17 protein-coding genes are annotated in these 21,252 nt (G+C 33.8%); 12 read left to right on the top strand and 5 right to left on the bottom strand.

The genetic code is table 11. The annotated features are described in order from the left end of the window. The first annotated feature begins 39 nt into the window (after positions 1-39). Positions 40-1,287: an ABC transporter permease gene (locus tag V7S76_RS08955; protein WP_459509751.1), complete on the top strand. Its 1,248-nt coding sequence runs from the start codon at positions 40-42 to the stop codon at positions 1,285-1,287. A gap of 54 nt (positions 1,288-1,341) precedes the next feature. Here V7S76_RS08955 and mdh read toward each other — a convergent pair whose 3' ends face one another. Beyond that, positions 1,342-2,277: a malate dehydrogenase gene (gene mdh / locus V7S76_RS08950; protein WP_459509750.1), complete on the bottom strand. Its 936-nt coding sequence runs from the start codon at positions 2,275-2,277 to the stop codon at positions 1,342-1,344. Positions 2,278-2,435: 158 nt separating this feature from the next. On the opposite strand from mdh, the gene V7S76_RS08945 reads away from it, so the two are divergent. The 11 genes from V7S76_RS08945 to V7S76_RS08895 all read left to right on the top strand — a co-directional run bounded on the left by V7S76_RS08945 (position 2,436) and on the right by V7S76_RS08895 (position 17,394). Next, positions 2,436-2,858: a YkvA family protein gene (locus V7S76_RS08945; RefSeq protein WP_459509749.1), complete on the top strand. Its 423-nt coding sequence runs from the start codon at positions 2,436-2,438 to the stop codon at positions 2,856-2,858. Between the two features lie 58 nt (positions 2,859-2,916). Then, the gene (locus tag V7S76_RS08940; RefSeq protein ID WP_459509748.1) at positions 2,917-3,123 is read left to right on the top strand and encodes a Sec-independent protein translocase subunit TatA/TatB; all 207 of its coding nucleotides are present in this window, start codon (positions 2,917-2,919) and stop codon (positions 3,121-3,123) included. An 80-nt stretch (positions 3,124-3,203) separates the two neighbouring features. After that, a complete protein-coding gene (gatA, locus tag V7S76_RS08935; RefSeq protein WP_459509747.1) occupies positions 3,204-4,604 on the top strand; it encodes an Asp-tRNA(Asn)/Glu-tRNA(Gln) amidotransferase subunit GatA in 1,401 nt (466 codons plus the stop codon). A 3-nt stretch (positions 4,605-4,607) separates the two neighbouring features. Then, complete coding sequence (locus V7S76_RS08930) at positions 4,608-6,038, top strand: lytic transglycosylase domain-containing protein (RefSeq protein ID WP_459509746.1); 1,431 nt, start codon at positions 4,608-4,610, stop codon at positions 6,036-6,038. Position 6,039: 1 nt separating this feature from the next. Beyond that, a complete protein-coding gene (ruvA, locus tag V7S76_RS08925) occupies positions 6,040-6,627 on the top strand; it encodes a Holliday junction branch migration protein RuvA (protein ID WP_459509745.1) in 588 nt (195 codons plus the stop codon). 107 nt (positions 6,628-6,734) lie between these two features. Beyond that, on the top strand, positions 6,735-13,811 hold the full coding sequence (gene sov, locus V7S76_RS08920; protein ID WP_459509744.1) for a T9SS outer membrane translocon Sov/SprA: 7,077 nt from the start codon (positions 6,735-6,737) through the stop codon (positions 13,809-13,811). A gap of 71 nt (positions 13,812-13,882) precedes the next feature. Then, the gene (gene gcvH, locus V7S76_RS08915; RefSeq protein ID WP_459509743.1) at positions 13,883-14,263 is read left to right on the top strand and encodes a glycine cleavage system protein GcvH; all 381 of its coding nucleotides are present in this window, start codon (positions 13,883-13,885) and stop codon (positions 14,261-14,263) included. Positions 14,264-14,313: 50 nt separating this feature from the next. Continuing rightward, positions 14,314-15,609 carry a dihydroorotase gene (locus tag V7S76_RS08910; RefSeq protein ID WP_459509742.1) on the top strand — a complete coding sequence of 432 codons (1,296 nt, stop codon included), beginning with the start codon at positions 14,314-14,316 and terminating at the stop codon, positions 15,607-15,609. A 5-nt stretch (positions 15,610-15,614) separates the two neighbouring features. After that, positions 15,615-16,130, top strand: coding sequence for a hypothetical protein (locus tag V7S76_RS08905; protein ID WP_459509741.1), 516 nt, complete (start codon positions 15,615-15,617; stop codon positions 16,128-16,130). Between the two features lie 2 nt (positions 16,131-16,132). After that, a complete protein-coding gene (locus tag V7S76_RS08900) occupies positions 16,133-16,678 on the top strand; it encodes a DUF4199 domain-containing protein (protein WP_459509740.1) in 546 nt (181 codons plus the stop codon). 2 nt (positions 16,679-16,680) lie between these two features. Beyond that, positions 16,681-17,394: an ABC transporter permease gene (locus V7S76_RS08895; protein ID WP_459509739.1), complete on the top strand. Its 714-nt coding sequence runs from the start codon at positions 16,681-16,683 to the stop codon at positions 17,392-17,394. 4 nt (positions 17,395-17,398) lie between these two features. Here the strand turns inward: V7S76_RS08895 and V7S76_RS08890 are convergent, their stop codons facing one another. Genes V7S76_RS08890 through lpxD form a run of 4 tightly spaced genes read right to left on the bottom strand, consistent with a single transcriptional unit; the run spans position 17,399 to position 21,230 of the window. Continuing rightward, on the bottom strand, positions 17,399-18,013 hold the full coding sequence (locus V7S76_RS08890; protein WP_459509738.1) for an ABC transporter ATP-binding protein: 615 nt from the start codon (positions 18,011-18,013) through the stop codon (positions 17,399-17,401). Between the two features lie 6 nt (positions 18,014-18,019). Then, a complete protein-coding gene (lpxA, locus tag V7S76_RS08885; RefSeq protein WP_459509737.1) occupies positions 18,020-18,790 on the bottom strand; it encodes an acyl-ACP--UDP-N-acetylglucosamine O-acyltransferase in 771 nt (256 codons plus the stop codon). 9 nt (positions 18,791-18,799) lie between these two features. After that, a complete protein-coding gene (locus V7S76_RS08880) occupies positions 18,800-20,194 on the bottom strand; it encodes a bifunctional UDP-3-O-[3-hydroxymyristoyl] N-acetylglucosamine deacetylase/3-hydroxyacyl-ACP dehydratase (RefSeq protein ID WP_459509736.1) in 1,395 nt (464 codons plus the stop codon). 19 nt (positions 20,195-20,213) lie between these two features. Beyond that, on the bottom strand, positions 20,214-21,230 hold the full coding sequence (gene lpxD, locus V7S76_RS08875; protein WP_459509735.1) for a UDP-3-O-(3-hydroxymyristoyl)glucosamine N-acyltransferase: 1,017 nt from the start codon (positions 21,228-21,230) through the stop codon (positions 20,214-20,216). Between the last annotated feature and the right edge of the window lie 22 nt (positions 21,231-21,252).

Genomic DNA, 21,252 nt, shown 5'->3' with positions numbered 1-21,252 from the left:
TGTAAGTTGATTGAGTATTTTTAATTAATAAAATTATTTATGAAATTTTTGCGACAAGTTATTGAAAGTTTAATTTTTGCCTATCAAGCTTTGCGTTCGAATATCCTTCGGACAACCTTGTCTCTACTAGGGGTTAGTATTGGTATTTTTGCGATTGTGGCTGTTTTTACGGCTGTTGATTCATTGAATAGTAAAATTCGTTCTGAAATTGATTCATTTGCTGGTACCGGTGTTTTATATGTCGGAAAATGGCCTTGGATTATGGCCGACAATTATCCTTGGTGGAAATACCTCAATCGACCTGAGATGAAATTGTCAGAATTCAAATATTTGAAAGAGAATATGAAATCGGCAGAAGCTATTGTAATTATAGACAATGGTAGAACCGTAACCCTTAGCAAAGGTAGTAATAGTATGGATGCGAATGTTACAGGTGCTAGTTACGAATACAATCAAATTTCAACAATCTCTATTGCTGACGGTCGATATTTTCTTCCAATTGAATCAGAAAATGCAGTTAATGCTGTTATTATTGGCTCAAAAGTGGCCGAGAATTTAATGCCGGAAGGTGGAAGTGCCGTTGGGCAAATTATTAAGGTAAGTGGTTTTAAGTTTAATGTTATTGGAGTGATAGAAAAGAAGGGGAATGATATGTTGAATTTTGGAGGTAGTCCCGATGAAAAAGTAATTATACCCTATTCAACATTTTCTGCGATGTTTCAAAAAGATAAACCTGCACCTGATATAGCGATCAAAGCATTTGATTCAGATAAAAACCAAGAAATATTGGAAGGGGAAATAAAAGGTTTAATGCGTAGTTTAAGATCCATCAAACCGAAGGAGGAAGATGATTTCTCTATTAATCGATTGGATGGATTACAAAGTTTTTTTGATACAGTATTCTCCGCGTTAAATATTGCAGGTTCATTGATTGCAGGTTTTTCCTTATTGGTAGGAGGTTTTGGAATTGCCAACATTATGTTTGTTTCTGTAAAGGAAAGAACTAATATTATTGGTATACAAAAATCATTAGGCGCAAAAAATTATTTTATATTATTTCAATTTTTATTTGAAGCTGTTTTTTTAAGTTTGATAGGAGGGATCGTAGGTATTGGTTTGGTGGTATTGATCACCTTAATTCCTCAAGAATCTCTTCCACTTACCTTATCAGTTAATAATATTTTAACAGGTTTGTTTATTTCTAGTTTTATAGGGATTTTATCTGGTATCATTCCAGCATGGGTAGCTGCTAAAATGGATCCTGTAACAGCCATTCGATCGAAATAAAAAAAAAGGTGACTGAAAAAACAGTCACCTTTTTTTTGGAATTTAATACTGAAATTATAAGCTCAATGTGCTTAAAACAGCATTCATATTTCTAACGGCCTCAGCTGATTTGTTGAATGCAGCTTGCTCTTCCTCGTTTAATTGATAATCGACAATTTTTTCCCAACCGTTTTTACCTAAAACAACAGGTACGCCTAGGCAAATATCTGATTGACCATATTCTCCTTCTAATGAAACACAGCAAGACATGATTTTTTTCTCATCTCTTACAATTGCTTCAACTAACGCTGCTCCAGCTGCACCCGGTGCATACCATGCTGAAGTTCCTAATAAACCAGTTAAAGTCGCTCCACCAACCATGGTGTCTGCAGCTACTTTATCTAGCGTTTCTGAGTCTAAAAATTGGCTCACTGGAACACCATTGTAAGTAGCAAGTCTTTTCAAAGGAATCATTGTTGTATCACCATGACCTCCAATGACTGTACCATGGATATCATTGATGGATACATCCATTGCTTTTGATAAATAACATTTGAAACGTGCTGAATCCAAAGTTCCTCCCATTCCAATGATGCGATGTTTATCTAAACCAGAAATAGATTTAGCTAAATAAGTCATGGTATCCATTGGATTAGAAATAATCACAATGATCGGGTTTTTAGAGAATTTTAAAATGTTTTCAACAACACTTTTTACAATTCCTGCATTTACACCAATTAACTCTTCACGAGTCATCCCTGGTTTTCTAGGTAAACCTGAGGTAATAACGACAACATCTGAATTAGCAGTTTTTGAATAATCATTTGTTGAACCCACTAATTTGGTGTCAAAACCTAATAAAGAAGCAGTTTGAAACATATCCAATGTTTTTCCTTCTGCAATTCCTTCTTTAATGTCTAGCAATACTAATTCATCAGCTAATTCTTTACGAGCGATGTTATCAGCAGTAGTTGCACCTACAGCTCCAGCTCCTACAACAGTAATTTTCATTATTTAAATTTTTAGGAATGTTTTATAAATCTACAAAACACAAAAATAATACAAATCAGCAAATAATTGTCTCCGATATACGTTCATACGAATAAATAAGGATAGAAATAAAAAATAATACTTTCTATTTTGTATATTTAAAGGAAAAAATAGAGCTAATGGACAAGCAAGAGTCGTTTCTAAATAAAATTTTATCATCCAGTTTTTTTCAAAAATCTTTGGAACAAGGTGAAAAAGTGTTGAAAAATAATAAGTTAGGTTTGTTAAATCTAATCAAAGAATCTTTAATAAAAGTAAATCAATTGGCAACTACCCATAATATATCAGTTGTTAAATTAATGAACCATTATGTCTATACATTTAGTTTAATGATAAAAGCATATGTAAAAGGAGAATATAAAAAGATTCCCGTTAAAACGTTGGTAAAAATGGCCGCAGTTTTATTTTATTTTGTATCTCCTTTCGATTTTATTCCTGATTTTCTTCCGTTTATTGGTTTCGCAGATGATTTAGCTTTGTTACTTTGGGTTGCTAAATCCATTAAAACGGAGTTGGATGAATTTGATAAACTTATACACTAAAACAAGGATTTTTAACTAGTATTGAATATATTTACAAAATTTTAAAAATTTAAAAAAAATGAGCACAGCAACGATATTTTTGTTTTTAAGTAATTTAGGTGGTGGTGAGATGCTTCTTATCGGTTTAGCTATTTTATTGTTTTTTGGAGGAAAGAAATTGCCTGAATTAATGAGAGGTTTAGGAAAAGGTATTCGTGAGTTTCAAGATGCTAAAAACGAGGTTAAAGATCAAATTACAAAAGAATTAGACGAGGATAAAAAATAGTTTTTTCTTCATTTTCTTATTTTGCATAGTTGAATAGTTTTTCAACTATGCTTTTCTGTTTTATTGAATCCGTATTTTTAATGAATAATTTATCCATTCCTTATCACATTTTAAGGGGAAAATTACTGTCAGGTGAAACCACTTGTATTGATATTGTTAACTACCACCTTGCGAAAATTGAAGAATTTAATGGTGAATTAAATGCATTTTTAGAAGTATATTCAGAAGAAGCAATCAGTCGTGCCATTGAAATTGACAAGAAAATCACTAATCAAACTGCTGGAAAATTAGCGGGTATGGTAGTAGGAATTAAAGATTTACTTTGCTACCAAGATCATCATTCCTTTGCTGGAAGTAAAATTTTAAAGAATTTCAAATCTTCATTTACTGCTACAGCAATACAACGATTGTTGGATGAAGATGCCATTATTATTGGCCGTCAGAACTGTGATGAGTTTGGTATGGGTTCTACCAATGAAAATTCTGCTTTTGGGCCTGTATTAAATTTTATTAATAATAAGCATGTTTCAGGAGGTAGTTCTGGAGGTTCTGCGGTAGCCGTACAAGCAGATATGTGCCAGGTTTCTCTAGGGACAGATACAGGTGGTTCCGTAAGAATGCCTGCATCCTTTTGTGGTATTGTTGGATTAAAACCTACTTATGGACGTGTTTCCAGATGGGGATTGATTGCATATGCATCTTCTTTTGATACCATTGGACCCATGTCCAAGCACATAGATGATGTTGAATTAGTACTCAGTATTATTTCTGGAAATGATGGACAGGATAGTACTTTAATGGATGATTTGGAGGTAAATTATCCCAAACATCTTAAAATTGCTTACATCAAGGAAATTGTTGAACATCCTAGTTTGCAAAAAGAAATTCGTGATGCTTTTTTTGAAAAAGTTGAGAAATTGAAATCACAAGGATATCAAGTTGAGTCGGTAGATTTTCCCTATTTGGCTCAATTATTGCCTACTTATTATGTATTAACTACTGCTGAATCAAGTTCTAATCTTTCTCGTTTTGATGGTGTTAAATATGGTTACCGAACTGAGAATCCTAAAGACTTGATCGATATGTATAAGCGTACTAGAAATGAGGCATTTGGAGAAGAAGTGAAAAGACGAATCATGTTAGGAACATTTGTTCTTAGTGCTGATTATTATGATGCTTATTACACCAAAGCTCAAAAGGTGAGGCGTTTAGTGAAAGAATTTACCGAAAATGTTTTGGTGAATTATGATTTTATGATTTCTCCTACAACTTCCTCCACGGCCTATGAGATAGGTGAAAAAACGCTAGATCCCATTCAAATGTATTTGGGAGATTTATTTACCGTTCAAGCAAATATTACGGGTTTGCCTGCCATTTCCGTACCGATGGGAGTAGATCAACATAATTTGCCAATGGGTTTTCAAGTAATCGGTAAATATTTGGATGAAAATCGAATGTTAGAATTTGCAAGATTGATATAATTGATGAAATTTAAAGGATTTGTTTTTGTTGGTTTTCTTTTTATTAGTCTTTTCAAGATTACAAACTCCTATTGCCAAAATACTTCTAGTTTTATTCCTTCCTCGGATAGTCGAGACATCGATTCCTTGGCGCAAGTTGAACAAGGTTCTCCGGTTGTATGGACGATCGATTCATGGTTAATTGAGAGTCGTTTAAAGTCCTTAGAGAAACAAATTCCATTAAAATATAATTTTTTTACTCATCAATTTGTTGAATATTTTGCTTTTAAAAAGGCTGATTTTACTCAAAGAATGCTGGAAAAAAGGGATATGTATTTCCCCATTTATGAAAAGTATTTAAAACAGTATAATTTACCTGATGAATTAAAATATTTATCACTGATTGAATCGGGATTGGATCCCAAGGCATTATCCAATAAAGGAGCAGGGGGATTATGGCAATTTATGCCATACACCGCGCGTGGTGATTTTGGCCTACGAGTTGATCCCATCATCGATGAACGATTTGATCCTGAAAGGGCGACAGAGGCGGCATGTAAATACATGCGACAACTATATAAAATATTTGGTGATTGGCATTTGGTTTTAGCTGCTTATAATACCGGTCCAGGTAATGTGAAGCGAGCTATTCGGAATTGTCGTGGTAAAAATGATTTCTGGGGTATTTATAACTGTTTACCCAAACAAACAAGAGCTTACGTTCCACAATTCATTGCAATTACCTATATGATGAATTATCATTGGGACCATGCTATTCACGCAGAAAAATGGGTTAAAAGCATTCCTTCTGATACGATTTTAGTGAATGGGTATTTGAATTTGAATACATTTTCCAAGATGTCTCAGTTTTCTTTGGATACCTTAAAGCATTTAAATCCACATATTTTATTGGATTTCGTGCCTAAAGATTCAAAGAATTTTATCTTAAAAATACCTAGTAAAAATTTCAATTATTTTACCACGAATCGAGAGGCAATATTAGACTCATCTCGACGTTTTTTCTTAGCTTTCAATGAAAAACTTGATTCTTTAGCGAATTTAAAATCGTTGACTTTGGTGAAATCAAGGTACAAAGTAAAAAGAGGGGAGAGTATTTATGATATTGCTCGTAAATTTGAAGTTTCAGTTTTTGAAATTAAACGCTTAAATCATTTAAAATCCAATCGGTTAAAACGAGGGAAATTAATTTGGGTATTGGAAAAAAAATGGATTGCCGCTGATGTTTTTACTTTAAAGCAAAAAAATATTTCTGCTGTGGTAGTTAAAGAAACCACTAAGAAAAAAATTAAGCAGAAGTATTATAAGGTTAAATCTGGGGATACACTTTCTGATATTGCAGCAAAGTATGAAGGATTGACCACTTCTAAATTGAAAAAGTTAAATCGTATGCGTTCCATGCAAATTAAACCTGGAATGCGTTTAAGAATATCGTAATATGATAGCCTATTTGAATGGTAAATTAGCACATAAAGATCGAGCCCATGTCATTATTGATGTGAATGGAGTGGGTTATGAAGTGAAGATTTCTTTGCAAACATATGAAGCTCTTTCGGATTCAGGAGAATCTTGTAAATTATTTACGCATTTACAAATTAAGGAAGACTCACATACCTTGGTTGGATTTTATGAGTTTGATGAAAAATTACTTTTTTTAGATTTAATTAGTGTTTCAGGTATAGGATTAAGTACTGCGTTGGTTATGTTGTCTTCATTTTCATCCAGTGAAATTAGGGCTGCTATTATGAATGAAAATTTAGGTTTGATTCAATCCATCAAAGGAATTGGTTCTAAAACTGCACAAAGGGTTATTTTAGAATTAAAAGATAAGTGTAAAAAAGATACACTTTTTGTTGAGGCAAAGTCGTCAGGTGCCGATCAAACTTTTAATGTGAAAACAGAAGCTTTGGCTGCTTTGGTAACCCTTGGAATTCCAAGAGTTGCTGCAGAAAAAAGTTTGGATCAAATTTTAAAATCAAATCCCAATGCAAGTATTGAACAATTAATTAAATTAGCTTTGCGTTAGTTTTAAATATATACAATTTTATTCAGGTGTCTAAAGAAAATCACAACCACGGTCTCTCTTTTAAATTTATACTAAATTTAATAATCTTCTATTTATTTAGTTTTAGTTTGTATTCGCAAGCTATTGTAAATGATACGGTTATAAATAAAACCGGTAAAAAACCACGTTATATTTTCAGGAAATCGAGTTCTCTTTTTAAATCAAAAAAGTCCAAATCTCCGTTTTCTTATGATCAATTAAATGGTTTAAAAACTGAAACAACAGTTAATGGTCCCAATGAACTAACTCAATCATATAAGTTAGATAAATTGGAACTTTCGAATGCTCAAAATTTATCTTTTAGCGATTTTTCTCAAAATCAAAATCAACAGATCAATCGTTCGTTTTGGAACAATTATTCCAAAAGTTTGGATGGAAGTAGTTCAACTAAATCGCGTGGTTTATTTCCCAAAATTGAACTTCCGCCTTCCATTGACCGAATTTTTGGGGGGAGTGAAATTTCGATTAAACCCAATGGAAGTCTTTTGTTGGATGTGGGTTATATGGGTCAATTTGTGGATAATCCAGCCATTCCTGTCCAACTTCGTTATGTAGGTAATTTGTATTTTAATGAACAAGCTCAAATCAACTTTCAAGGTAAAATTGGTGATAAGCTTAATTTAAATACCAATTTTGATACCAAGGCAAGTTTTAATTTTCAAAATCAATTAAAGTTAAATTGGAAAACACAAGAAGAGGATATTTTACAAAGTATCGAGGCTGGTAATACCTCTTGGACTTTGAATTCTCAATTAATTCCAGGCGTACAAAATCTTTTTGGTTTAAAAACCCTCCTGCGTTTTGGTAATTTAGATGTAACATTGATTGCCGCTCAGCAACGTTCAAAACAAGATTGTATAACCTTGAGAGGCGGAAGTCAAGGTAGAAATTTTGAAATCAGAGCTGATCAATACGATGAAAATAGGCACTTTTTCTTATCAACTTTTTTTAGAAATAATTATGAAAAAGCCTTAAAGAATTTGCCCGTTATTACTAGTGGAATTACCATTACTCGTTTAGAAGTGTATGTGACCAACAGAACCCAAAATACAGAAACATTAAGAAATTTGGTAGCCTTATCTGATTTAGGAGAACAATTACCTGCTCGAGCTGAACCTGTAAAAAACGACAATAATCCGCTTTATAAAAATATCACTAGTGACGTAAATATTAGAAAAGCAAATGAGGCTGCCAATTTATTAGAGACTCAATATTCCTTAAAACCTGGTACAGATTTTGATATTTTAAAAGGTGCGAAACGATTAAATGATCGTGAATTTAAATTTAATGCGCAATTAGGATATATTTCTTTAGTTGCTCCTTTACGGAATGATGAGGTATTAGCTGTATCTTATGAATATACTTTTAACGGTCGAAAATATAAGGTTGGGGAGTTAACAGAGGATTATCAGGCTCGTCAGGATGATGAGGTTTTAGTTTTAAAAATGTTAAAATCCTCTACTATTCGGAATCATTTAGATCATCCCATGTGGAATTTAATGATGAAAAATATTTATTCATTGAATACCAATGCCTTATCTAAGCAGAATTTCCAATTTAAAATTGTTTATAAAGATGATGCAACCGGGATAGATAATACCAATATTTTGGAAGGCGAGAAAAAAAATATTCCTTTTGTTATTGCCTTGGGTCTTGATAAATTAAATTTTGCTGGAGATCCTCAACCTGATGGAAATTTTGACTTTGTGGAAGATATCACCGTTGATGTAAAAAATGGAAAGATTATATTTCCTGTACTAGAACCATTTGGAAAAACACTTAGTCAAAATATTTTTACAACACCTGAACTTCAATCTAAATATTTATTTGAAGAATTATATACCAAAACTCAAACCGATGCGGTTCAATTAGCTAGTAAAAATAAATTTTTCTTAAAAGGATCTTTTCAAGCTGGTTCTGGAGGTGATATTTCTCTGCCTTTTGGTGTGGATCCAAAATCGGTTACCGTTACAGCTGGTGGCCAAAGTTTAAACTTAGGAACAGATTTTATTATCGAGGGCCAATCAGGTCGAGTTAGGATCGTCAATGAAAGTATTTTTTCTTCTGGGCGTGAGTTAAAAGTTTGTTATGAAAAACCTGATATTTTTTCCAATCAAGTTCGAACCTTATTAGGGACAAGGCTAGATTATAATTTGAGTCCGGATGTACATTTAGGTGCAACAGTACAAAGTATGAGTGAAACACCGCCCGCATTTTTTAGACGTGTTGCCATTGGTAATGAACCGGTTAATAATACTTTGATTGGCCTAGATGCCGCTTTTACTAAAAAATCGAACGGTATTACACGTTTCTTGGATAAATTACCCTTAATTTCTACCAAAGAATCCTCTGCAATTGATTTTCAAGGTGAGGTAGCCAAATTATTTCCGAATGTCAATGATCGGGTACAAGGAAATGCGTTTATTGATGATTTTGAGGCTGCTCGGGTTATTTATAACATGTCTGGACAAGCAACATTATGGCGACCTGGTGCAATTCCTACAACGTTAGTAAAAGGTGCACTTTCTTCAAGTTTGCAAGCCAATTATAAAAGAGCTAAAATTTCTGCTTATACCGTGGATGCCAGTATTTATGGGCAGGGTAATTTTGCATTTGATGTACCAGGTTTAGACCCTAATGATGTGAATTCGTATGCGTATGAAAGGGTTGTTACTCCTAAAGGATTATTTCCGAATAAAGATTTTGCCAATAATATTACCAATTTACCCATCGGCGTTCTTGATATAGCTTATTTTCCACATGAGAGAGGTTTATATAATTTTAATCCTAATTTAAATTCATTGGGCTTATTTGACAAACCTGAAGAAAACTTTGGCGCTATTACCCGTGCTATAACGTCTGATACTGATTTTGACAATTCGAATGTTGAACAATTAGAGTTTTGGTTAATGGACCCTTTTATTGATGCCAAAAGTGGTGGAACTATAAGGGATGGTATCATCAATGGTAGTAATAATACAGGTGGTATTTTAAAATTTCATTTAGGAGATGTTTCAGAAGATTTTATACCTGATGGATTCTCCAATTTTGAAAATGGTATTCCTGCTGGTGAAAGAATTACTAAAAAGGATCCTCAAAAGCGCCAGCCGAATGTTGAAGACACAGATTGGGGATTGGCGCCAAAAAGACAATTTGTCATCAATGCATTTGATAATCAAGGTGGTAGAAGCGTACAAGATATTGGTTTAGATGGTTTAGCCAACAAAACAACTGATGGATCGGAATTCTCTGAAGAAATTAAATTTAAAGAATATTTGTCAGCTATTCAATCAAAAGTAACGAATGCAAAGGCTCTACAAACTATACAAAATGATCCTGCGGGTGACGATTTTGTGTATTATTTAAATGAGAAATTCAATACAACGGGAAGTGTCATTGAGCGTTATAAGAATTTTATGGGATTGGAAAACAATTCACCTACCACCGATAATCCGACGAATACCAACTTTACTCAGGCAAATAGTATCATGCCCGATCGAGAAGATTTAAATAATGATAACACAGTAAATGAAGTGGAATCTTATTTTGAATATGAAATTCCATTAAAGAAAAACGACTTGGCCATTGGCAAAGGTTTTGTTGTTGATAAAATTAATGAAGGAGGAGTGGATTGGTATTTGTTTCGTATTCCTATTAAAGATAAAGACAATATAAAGCGGAAGGAAGTTGGATCACCTAATTTCAAATCCATTCGCTTTTTCAGAATGGTATTGAGCGAATTCAAACAACCCGTTGTTTTGAGATTTGCTCAATTACAGTTGTCTGGTTATTCTTATCGCAAATTCATCGGGGACTTAGATCTAAAAAATGGTCAAGAAATACCAGAGAAAAATCCAGATACGAAATTCACTGTATCTAGTGTGAATATAGAAGAAAATGGTCCTGCTGGAGGTAAATCTATTCCGTATGTGGTTCCACCAGGTTTTGTTCGAGATCAGGATATTACGACCATTAACAATGCGCGATTGAATGAGCAGTCATTGAGTCTTTGTGTAGAAAATTTAAAATCTGGAGATTCTAGAGCCGTATTTAAAAATACGATGGTTGATTTTATCAATTATAAACGCTTAAAAATGTTTATTTCCATGCAAGGAGAGGAGCAGAATTTGAGCGGTAAGGTGAATGCATTTATTCGTATTGGAACTGATTTGACTGATAACTATTATGAGGTTCAAGCATTGGATGGATTGGTTCAAACCTTGAAAGGTTCATCAACAGAAGATTTAATTTGGCCAAATTCCAATGAATTGGACATCGAATTAGATTTATTGAAATCAGTTAAAGTAGATCGTGATCGTGCCAATCATCCCTTGACATCCCGTTTCTTCCAAGATGTTGTAAGCAGTACTGGCAAAAAATACCGCATTTATGTGATGGGTAGACCGGATCAAAGCGCTACAATGACTGTTATGATTGGTGTAAAAAATATTTCTACGGATTTAAGTGGTAAGTCATTTTGTGTGTGGGTGAATGAATTAAGGGCGAGTGGATTTGATCAAACATCTGGAGAAGCTGCCATTGGTAAATTAGGATTGAAATTAGCTGACATTGGTACCGTTACTATGAACGGAAGTTTTAAAAATTATGGTTTTGGAGGAGTTCAATCGAAGATATCTGAACGATCAAGAGAAAATTTCTTAGAGTATGGTATAACGGCCAATTTGAATTTAGATAAATTCTTGCCAACCAGTTGGGGTTTCAAAATTCCATTTTACATCACGTATGATCGAAGAAACATTTCACCTCAGTTTGATCCACTCGATCCTGACATTTTGATGGCTAATTCGCTGGGTAGATTTACCACAGGTAAAGAAAGAGACGCCTATGTAAAGTTAGTTGAGGATAATACAGAAAGAAGGGGCTTTAACTTCACAAATGTACGTAAATCAAAAAGTGCTTTAGCCAAACATGCTTACCTATGGGATTTATCTAATTTCACTTTCTCTTATGCTTATTCGGAAATGTTACGGACAAGTACTTTGATTGATGAATATAAACAATTCAGCCATCGAGGAAGTATTTTATATTCATTTTCAAGCAATTCAGGTTTTTGGGAGCCATTTGCTAAAATGCAATCCAATTCCAATTTTGCACCATTGATCAAAGACTTCAATTTGAATTTAATTCCTTCTTCTATTACTGTCAGAATGGAAATGGATAGAAGTTTTGTTAAAACTCAATTGAGAAATAGTAGTTTGACGACCGAAGGAGTGAATCCTCAGTTTGAAAAATATTGGTATTTCAATAGGCAATATGCATTGAATTGGAATTTAACCAAGAGTGTCATTCTTAATTACAATGCGATGGTGAATTCCATCATAGATGAGCCTTTTGGTGATTTAGATACACAAGCCAAAAAGGATTCGGTCATGGGTAATATTCTTTCATTTGGTCGTGCGAAGAATTTTGATCAACAAGCTGGTTTAATTTGGAGATTACCACTTCAAAAAATGCCATTAACTGATTGGATGAACGCTGAGTATTCCCATAAAATTGGATATAATTTTTATGCAAATTCTTATAACATCATGGATGATGATGGATATTTATTTGGAAATATTATCAAAAATTCACGCGAGAGGGCCATCAATGGTAAAGTAGACTTTGTTTCATTGTATAACAGGATCAGAGCATTGCGGTGGGCAAATTCCCCGAATTTAACGGGAAAGAATGTAGCTAGAAATCCAGGTGATGATGAGGATATCATTATTCCTCAAAAGGTAGCTGCCAAATCCTTAACCCGTTTACTTTTGACTTTGCGTGGTATTCAGGTAAATTATTCGATTAATGAAGCAACCACCTTACCAGGTTTTTTACCGAATCCTGGACTATTGGGTATGAATGGTAATTTTGGAGCACCTGGATTGGATTTTGTAACGGGTAGTCAGGATGACAATATTCGTTTCATTGCAGCTAAAAATAATTGGTTAACCAGAAGTATCATCCAGAATATTCCTTTTACCCAAACTAGACAACAAAAATTCTCTTATGTTTTAAATTTAGAACCTAACAAGAACCTTCGAATCTTTATCGATGGTAACTATAATAAAGGAGATAATTACCAAGAGTTTTTCCGTCCTGATTCATTGAGAAGAGATTTTGTGAGTCAAAGCCCTGTTCGTTCAGGTAATTATTCAATGTCATTTTTATCATTTATGACAGCCTTTAAGGATCCTGCGGAAGTTTTCGATGAATTTAGAGCGAATCGTTCTGTATTGTTGGAAAGATTGAATACTACCTATCGACAAACGAATCAGGGAGAAAGAGGTGCCTATAATATCAATTCACAAGATGTATTGATTCCTTCCTTTTTTGCTGCATATGCTGGATTGTCTGCTAAGGATGTTAAATATTCTCCTTTTTATAATATTCCTTTACCGAATTGGAAAGTGGATTTCAATGCACTCAACTTATTGCCTGTCATAACCAAGAAATTCTCTTCATTTACCATCAATCATATGTATTCAAGTACGTATAATGTAGGTAATTTCGTTTCATCTTTGGAATATGGACAGTTTTATACAGATTATTTGAATCTAACGTTAAACAGTTTGTTGTATCCGCTTTCGTCACGTTTTGAAACTAAGAAAATGGCAGATGGTACAGAAATCAATTCATTGATTCCCGTATATGTAATGAGTACGATTTCATTTACGGAACGTTTTTCTCCTTTAATTGGGATCAATGCGATTACGAAATCAAGAGTATCTTTAAGAGTAGAATATAATCAAGATCGTAATGTAGGTTTAAATTTAGCTAATTCGCAAGTGGCAGAATTATCCAATAAAGATGTTACATTTTCTATTGGATTTACGAAAGCGAATATGTTGATTCCAATTAAAATAAACGGAAAAGCTTTACGACTACCCAATGATTTTAGATTCAATGTTAACTTAACAATCAGAGATACTCGAACTTTACAAAGAAAATTGGATGCTGAAACGATCATAACACAAGGTTTTATTAATTTCCAGTTTAGGCCTCAAATTTCTTATGCCGTTAGTAACAAACTGACTGTAACGGCCTATTTCGATAAAATGTTTAATAATCCTTTGGTATCCAATTCGTTTTATCGTTCTACTATCGCAGGAGGTTTTCAAATCAGGTATAGTATATCGGATTAATTTGATTAATAATTTAAAAGCGTTTGCAAAAAATCAGAACTTTAATGACCTTTGCATCAAAATAATTTTATATGAATTTTCCAAGTGATTTAAAATATACTCAAGAACACGAGTGGATAAAAGTTGATGGCGATTTAGCGATTGTTGGTATTACAGATTTTGCTCAAAGTGAATTAGGTGATATTGTCTATATCGAAGTTGAAACAGTCGGTCAATCCATTGCTAAAGATGGAGTTTTTGGGACAGTAGAAGCTGTTAAAACAGTGTCAGATTTATTTCTTCCGGTAGCTGCTGAGGTAGTAGAATTCAATACTAATTTGAATAATAGTCCAGAAATGGTAAATTCTGATCCATATGGAGAAGGATGGATTGTAAAAATTAAAGTACAAGATATTGCTGATTTAGATCAGTTGATGAATGTAGATACTTATAAAACCTTTATAGGTCATTGATTTAATCCTAACCCTGATAATCAGGGTTTTTTTTTACTTTGAAAAAAAACATGCGGGTCTTAATTAAGTCTGTTTTAGTTCTAGATAGCCAATCTAGCTTATTTAATCAAAAGATTGATTTGTTATTGTTTAACGGTCAATTAATAGAAGCGAAAGAGGATATTGCTGATGAGGGTATTGACCATATTGTCAAAGGAAATAATTTGACTTGGTTTCCTTCCATCATCGATTGTAGAGTCCACCATTCTTTACCCGGAGGAGAATACCTAGAAGATTGGGAATCGTTAAGTAAGTCAGCAAATAAAGGGGGAGTTTTAGATGTATTATTATTGCCAACTGCTCAAACAATTCCTCAAACCGCTGAATCCATTCAATATATTGCTCAAAAGTCAAATTCTTACCATGTTAATTTTTATCCTTGTGGTCCATTAACCATCGATAACAAGGGCGAAAATTTCTCTGAATTATTGGATTTACATCAATCAGGGGCATCTTGGTTTAGTCATGGGGCTTCATCTTTAGGGAATACCGATTTAATGTTGAAATCCTTGCAATATTTATTACCCTTAGATGTATGTGTCATTTCTCAGCCTAATACAGCTTCATTGTCATTATTTGGACAAGTACACGAAGGATTACAGAGTACTTTGCTTGGACTTAAAGGTATTCCGAGTTTATCTGAAACGCTTTCTATCAAACGAGATTTAGATTTATTAAGATACGTTTTGGCTAATTCATTCGAATTGGCAAGTAATCAATTTAAATTGCATTTTTCCTGCATTTCAACTGCCGAATCTGTTCAATTAATTCAATCAGCCAAAGCAGAAGGATTACCTGTAAGTTGTGATGTTTCTGTTCATCATTTAATTTTTAATGAAGAGGCCATTTCAGAATTTTCAAGTTACCATAAAGTTTTCCCTCCATATCGAACTGAAAATGACCGATTGGCCCTTTGGGAAGGTTTGAAAAGTAAAACCATCGATTTTGTTGTATCTGATCACCATCCTGTGGAATCAGAGTTGAAGGAAATTGAATTTGACCATGCAAGTTTTGGAACAGTAGGCTTAGAAACTTTATTAATTGCCTTGTTGAATGAGGCGAAAAAACGTCATTTTACAGCGATTGATCAAGTATTGTCGTACCAACCAGCCAAATTTTTGAATATAAAAAAGGAACCATTAGAAGTTGGGCACCTAGTAAAAGGAGTGGTAATTTGTGATGATTTGAATAGAAATTTCCAGGCTAATCAGTTAGTCGGGAAATCCAAGAATTCAACATTTATTGGGCATGATTTTCATCATAAAGTTTTAGCTGTTTTTAATCAGGCCGAAACTAACATTTATTGATTCTTATGAAAAATTGGAATTTTACATTAATGTTGAAACTTAGCCTAATGGTTATGATAGGTTTTATTGCTTATCATATAATTTTATATCAATTCGGCATAATTCCTTTAGGAGGTAAAAAAGCGCCTAGCTTTATTCTGTTGTTAATAGCACAATGGTATTTGGCTCATAATCGTTTCAAAAACTCCAACGGGCAATCCATTCATTTTTTGAACTTATTCGCCAATCAATATGTATTTGTTGTTTTGGTCGGAATTTTGAGTGCCGTCGGTATTTATTATTTTTATCAACAACCTATGGGCATTCGCGTTTTGAATGAATTTATTTCTTTGAGTGTGAATGAGCTTAATCAATACAAAAGCCAAATTCTGTTACAGGAGGATATTCGTTTTTTCGAACAATTATTGGAAGGGGTTAGAAGTATTGATGCGAATAGTATTGCAAAAGATGATTTTTCACAAAAAATAGCCTTAGCTTTTTTGCCGAATTTATTGATTTCTCTTTATTATAAACAAAATTAACCATGGAAATTTCCGAAAATCAAGCACCATCTTCCAGTATCATTGCATTAAAATGGGGTATTATAGGAGCTGTAGCCAGCTTCATAGTGACAGTGGTGATGAAGTATTCAGGCTTAGTGGATCAATTCAATGAAACCTTAGGTTGGGTTTCCACCATTCTAAGTTTAGTCATTACTATTTCTATTATATTTTTTGCGCTCATTGAATTTAGAGCTCAAAATAATGATACCATTTCTTATGGAAAAGGATTGGGGATATCTACTTTATTAGGTGCCATCATGGGACTCATTTCCGCAGCGTTTAATTACATCTATTTAGAATTTATTGATAATGGCAGTATTATCAAACAATTAGAAATAGCACGTGAAAAAATGGAAGATCAAGGTTTGTCAGAAAGTCAAATACAAGAAGCTGAAAAAATAACTAAAATGATGTTAGGACCAGGTGTTCAGTTTGTCATCATTATTATTGCTTCCATTTTTATGACCTTTTTATTATCGTTAATTATTTCTGCTATAGTAAGAAGAGAAAAATCGATTTTCGAATAATTATGTGGACAATTACAAAAAAAGAATACATCGCTTTTTTTAGTTCATTCGTGGGGTTAGGTTTATTAACCTTATTTTTTACTTCCATGGGTTTATATTCATGGTATTTTGAAGGTAATATTTTCGATTTTGGATTTGCAGAATTAAGTACTTTTTTTGAGCTTTCCCCCTGGTTTTTTATGTTTTTTACACCTGCTTTGTGTATGAAACTATTTTCCGAGGAATATGAACTCAAGACTTTTGGCTTGCTCAAATCATTACCTATTTCTACACATGGAATCATTTTAGGCAAATTATTGGGTGTTTTGTTGGTGGTTTTATCGAGTCTATTACCCACTTTCCTTTATGTATTTTCCATTGGTCGATTAGGTAGCCCTCGATTTAATTATGATCATTCTTTAATTTTGGGAGGGTATTTGTCCATCCTATTTATCACTTCAACCTTTCTGCTACTTTCTTCTTTGGCCTCTTCATTGACTTCCCGTCAACCTTTAGCTTTTTTATTAGGGGTGTTTTTTAATTTTCTAATATGGCAGATTCCAGAAGAAGTTAAATCATTGCCAATTTTAGAATTTCTTAGTCTAGATGTCAATAGCCTGAAGTTTCATTTTTTAAATATGAGCAAAGGTGTCATTGATCTAAAAGATATATCTTTTTTGGTGGGTATTGATTTGGTAATTTACAGCATGCTCTATGTTCAAGTCAAGCGAAAATAATCCCCTATTTATAATCTAAAATATTGATTTGCGTTTCACAAAGATCAATTTCATTGTGTTCGTTGGAGGCAATGATAATGGATTTAGAATCGATTGTTTGAATCTTTTCTTTGAACCAATCTTTAGCTTTTGTATCCAAATTGCTGGTGGGTTCGTCGAGAAATAACAACGGTCGATTGCTTAATAGGGCAGTGCCTAATTTTACCTTTTGCCGCATTCCTGAGCTATAATTTTTGATTAGTTTGTCTTTGCTTGGAGATAGCTCAATATATTGCTCAAATTCGTTTATGGAGATTTTTTCTGGTAAATAATCGACAGATTGTAAAAAGGAAATTAGTTCAATAAGTGAATATTCTTCAATTAAATCAACATAAGGAGCAACAAAACTTACCGATTTAAACGCTTTATCCTCTGAGACAATTTCTCCTTGACGTTGGTAACTTATTAGACCCTGCGTGGGTAAAGAATATTGAGCTAATATCTTTAATAATGTAGATTTACCAGATCCATTATGGCCTAAGATGGCCACTTTTTGATTCAATTTGATTTCAAAAGAGAAATTACGGATGACAAATTCTTGCCTGAATTTTTTATTGATATTTGTTGCAAGAATTTCCATACCTAATTATCCTTTCATAATACCTCTTTCGGAAGATCGAATAAATTCCAAAATTTCATCTCTTTCAGGAGATGCTGACATATTTGCTTCAACTTGCAATAAAGCTTCGTTGATATTTAACCCTCTTTGATAGATGTATCGATAAATTTCTTGTACCTCTGCAATTCGTTCATCGCTAAAGTTTCTTCTTCTTAAACCGACAGAATTGATACCTGCATAGCTCAAAGGTTCTCTACCTGACTTCGTAAATGGTGGAACATCTTTTCGAACCAATGAACCTCCTGAAATCATGACATGTTGTCCAATTTTCGCAAATTGATGAATAGCACTCGAACCTCCAATAATCGCATAATCACCAACGATTACATGGCCCGCCATTTGAACAGAATTGGCAATGATACAATTATTTCCTACGATGCAATCATGAGCAATATGTACGTAGGCCATGATTAGACAATTTTTACCAATAACAGTTCTATTTCTATCGCTTGTACCTCTATTCAAAGTGGCACATTCACGAATAGTTGTATGATCGCCAATTTCTAAAGTGGTTTTTTCTCCACCAAATTTCAAATCTTGAGGTATAGCGGAAATAACGGCTCCTGGGAATATTCGCACATTCTTACCAATTCTTGCCCCAGGAAAAATTGTTACATTGGATCCAATCCATGAACCTTCACCGATTTCTACATCTTCATGTATGACAGTGAACGGATCAACTTTTACATTGTCAGCTAATTTGGCTAATGGAGAAATAAAGGTTAATGGATGGGTCATAGGATTCAATTATGATTTTCTTACTAAACTAGCTGTCATTTCAGCTTCACACACTACTTGCCCAGCTACATAAGCTTTACCAATCATTTTAGCAATGCCTCTTCTAATGGGAGCAGTTAATTCGCATTTAAAAATGACAGTATCTCCAGGAATAACACTTTTTCTAAAACGACAATTTTCTATACCCACCAAATATGGCCAATAATTTTCTGGATCAGGAACGGAACTTAACACTAAGATTCCACCTGTTTGTGCCATCGCTTCTACTTGCATAACTCCTGGCATAACAGGATTGTTTGGGAAATGACCCATGAAATAATTTTCATTCATGGTTACATTTTTTACACCTACAACAGAACTGTCATCTAAATAAATGATTTTATCAATCATCTGAAATGGATAACGATGGGGTAGTAGCTCGTATATTCTTTCGTGAGAACAAATAGGTGGCTGTTTGGGATCATAAACAGGCACTTTGTTTTTCTCAGCTTCTAACATTAATTTCTTGATCTTTCTCGCCAATTCAACATTGGATGCGTGACCAGGACGGGATGCCAAAATTTGTGCTTTGATAGGTCGACCCACTAAAGCTAAATCACCCATTAAATCCAATAATTTATGACGAGCCATTTCATTATTGAAATGCAAGTTTGTATTGTTTAGTATACCGACTTCTTTGGAAACACTTACTTTAGGCTTGCCTAATACCTCCGACAAATGCGCCAATTCAGCTTCAGAATAATCTTTGTCAGCAATTACAATGGCATTATTTAAATCTCCACCTTTGATTAAGCCTGCCTTGTATAAGAGTTCTAATTCATGCACGAAACAAAAGGTGCGACACATCGAAAAGTTTTTCTCAAATTGAGAAATATGGCTCAAATTAGCGTGCTGACTGGATAAAAATTTCGAATTATAGTCGACCATTACCGCTAAACGATAATCATTCAATGGCAAAGCGGCTAATTCAATATCTTTTTCTAAATCCTTGAAACGAACTTCGGTAGGTAATTCAAAGAATTTACGATGCGCTTCTTGTTCCAATGGAATCGCATCTTTGATAGCTTCAACAAATTTAATGGAACTACCATCCATAATGGGTGGTTCAGGACCATCCAATTGTATCAAAATATTGTCAATCTCTAAGCCGACCAATGCTGCTAACACATGCTCAACAGTATTGATTCTTGCTCCATTTTGTTCTATGGTTGTTCCTCTTGAAGTATCAACCACATTATCCACATCAGCATCCGCAATTGGTTGACCAGGTAAATCTACTCGTTGAAATTTGATGCCATGATTAGCAGGAGCGGGTAAAAAGGTCATATTAGCTTTTACGCCCGTATGTAAACCTACTCCACTTAATGTAACCGACTTGGTAATTGTATGTTGCTTATTATTCATAAGATTCTATTCTACCTACTTATTTTTCTAATTGATTAAATTTTTCGAAAATTTCAGGTAGTTTTCTAATTAATGCATTTCTTTTTAAATATTCTGAGTTAGTAGAAGCAGGTGTACCACCTAAAATCAATCCACTATTTTTAACAGACTTTGTAACCCCCGATTGAGCTGTTACAACAGTATTGGGAGCAATACTTATATGTCCTGCTACTCCAACTTGTCCACCTATCATACAGTTTTCACCTACTTTGGTGGAACCAGATATCCCTGTTTGAGCTGCTATGACGGTATTTGCGCCAATTTCAACATTGTGTGCGATTTGAACCAAATTGTCAATTTTTACTCCTTTACCAATTTTTGTCGATCCCATAGTAGCTCGGTCAATCGTAGTATTGGAACCCACACTGACAAAATCTTCTAAAATTACATTTCCTAACTGAGGAATTGCGGAATAAGTTCCATCTGCTTTAGGAGCGAAGCCAAATCCATCCGATCCGATGACCGCATTAGCATGTAAAACGCAATGATTACCGATAATGGTATCTGAGTAAATCACAACACCCGGAAAAATGACACAATTGTTGCCAATTTTTACATTTTTTCCAATACTAACTTTCGAATGAATTTTGGTATTATCTCCAATGTTGGAATGTATATCAATTTCAGAAAATGCCCCAATAAGTACATTTTCGCCTATTTCTACGCCATTGGCAAGATATGATTGTGGATGTATGCCACTTTCATTTGACGCAATCAATTCTTGGTATTTTTGCAACAATAAGGTAAACGCCAAATAAGGTTCATCTACTCGTATGAGCGATGCTTTGGGTTGACTTTTTAATGTTAAATCCTTGGCGACAATGATGGCTGTAGCTTCAGAATCATATAAATAGGACTCATATTTGGGATTAGCTAGAAAGGAGATGCTTTCTGGAGTTCCTTCTTCTATTTTGTTAAACTTAGAAATAATCGCAGTCTTATTACCTTCAACAGTACCATTTATGATTTGCGCTATTTGTTCAACGGTAAATTTCATGCAAGGATGAATAAGGTAATTA

The organism is Aquirufa sp. ROCK2-A2, from assembly GCF_054558485.1.
This window is presented reverse-complemented; position numbering and strand designations above follow the sequence as displayed.

Excerpts from the sequence above, each read along its gene's own strand:
- V7S76_RS08955 (WP_459509751.1), top strand. The coding sequence starts at position 40 with ATGAAATTTTTGCGACAAGTTATTGAAAGTTTAATTTTTGCCTATCAA.
- mdh (WP_459509750.1), bottom strand. The coding sequence starts at position 2,277 with ATGAAAATTACTGTTGTAGGAGCTGGAGCTGTAGGTGCAACTACTGCT.
- V7S76_RS08945 (WP_459509749.1), top strand. The coding sequence starts at position 2,436 with ATGGACAAGCAAGAGTCGTTTCTAAATAAAATTTTATCATCCAGTTTT.
- V7S76_RS08940 (WP_459509748.1), top strand. The coding sequence starts at position 2,917 with ATGAGCACAGCAACGATATTTTTGTTTTTAAGTAATTTAGGTGGTGGT.
- gatA (WP_459509747.1), top strand. The coding sequence starts at position 3,204 with ATGAATAATTTATCCATTCCTTATCACATTTTAAGGGGAAAATTACTG.
- V7S76_RS08930 (WP_459509746.1), top strand. The coding sequence starts at position 4,608 with ATGAAATTTAAAGGATTTGTTTTTGTTGGTTTTCTTTTTATTAGTCTT.
- ruvA (WP_459509745.1), top strand. The coding sequence starts at position 6,040 with ATGATAGCCTATTTGAATGGTAAATTAGCACATAAAGATCGAGCCCAT.
- gcvH (WP_459509743.1), top strand. The coding sequence starts at position 13,883 with ATGAATTTTCCAAGTGATTTAAAATATACTCAAGAACACGAGTGGATA.
- V7S76_RS08910 (WP_459509742.1), top strand. The coding sequence starts at position 14,314 with ATGCGGGTCTTAATTAAGTCTGTTTTAGTTCTAGATAGCCAATCTAGC.
- V7S76_RS08905 (WP_459509741.1), top strand. The coding sequence starts at position 15,615 with ATGAAAAATTGGAATTTTACATTAATGTTGAAACTTAGCCTAATGGTT.
- V7S76_RS08900 (WP_459509740.1), top strand. The coding sequence starts at position 16,133 with ATGGAAATTTCCGAAAATCAAGCACCATCTTCCAGTATCATTGCATTA.
- V7S76_RS08895 (WP_459509739.1), top strand. The coding sequence starts at position 16,681 with ATGTGGACAATTACAAAAAAAGAATACATCGCTTTTTTTAGTTCATTC.
- V7S76_RS08890 (WP_459509738.1), bottom strand. The coding sequence starts at position 18,013 with ATGGAAATTCTTGCAACAAATATCAATAAAAAATTCAGGCAAGAATTT.
- lpxA (WP_459509737.1), bottom strand. The coding sequence starts at position 18,790 with ATGACCCATCCATTAACCTTTATTTCTCCATTAGCCAAATTAGCTGAC.
- V7S76_RS08880 (WP_459509736.1), bottom strand. The coding sequence starts at position 20,194 with ATGAATAATAAGCAACATACAATTACCAAGTCGGTTACATTAAGTGGA.
- lpxD (WP_459509735.1), bottom strand. The coding sequence starts at position 21,230 with ATGAAATTTACCGTTGAACAAATAGCGCAAATCATAAATGGTACTGTT.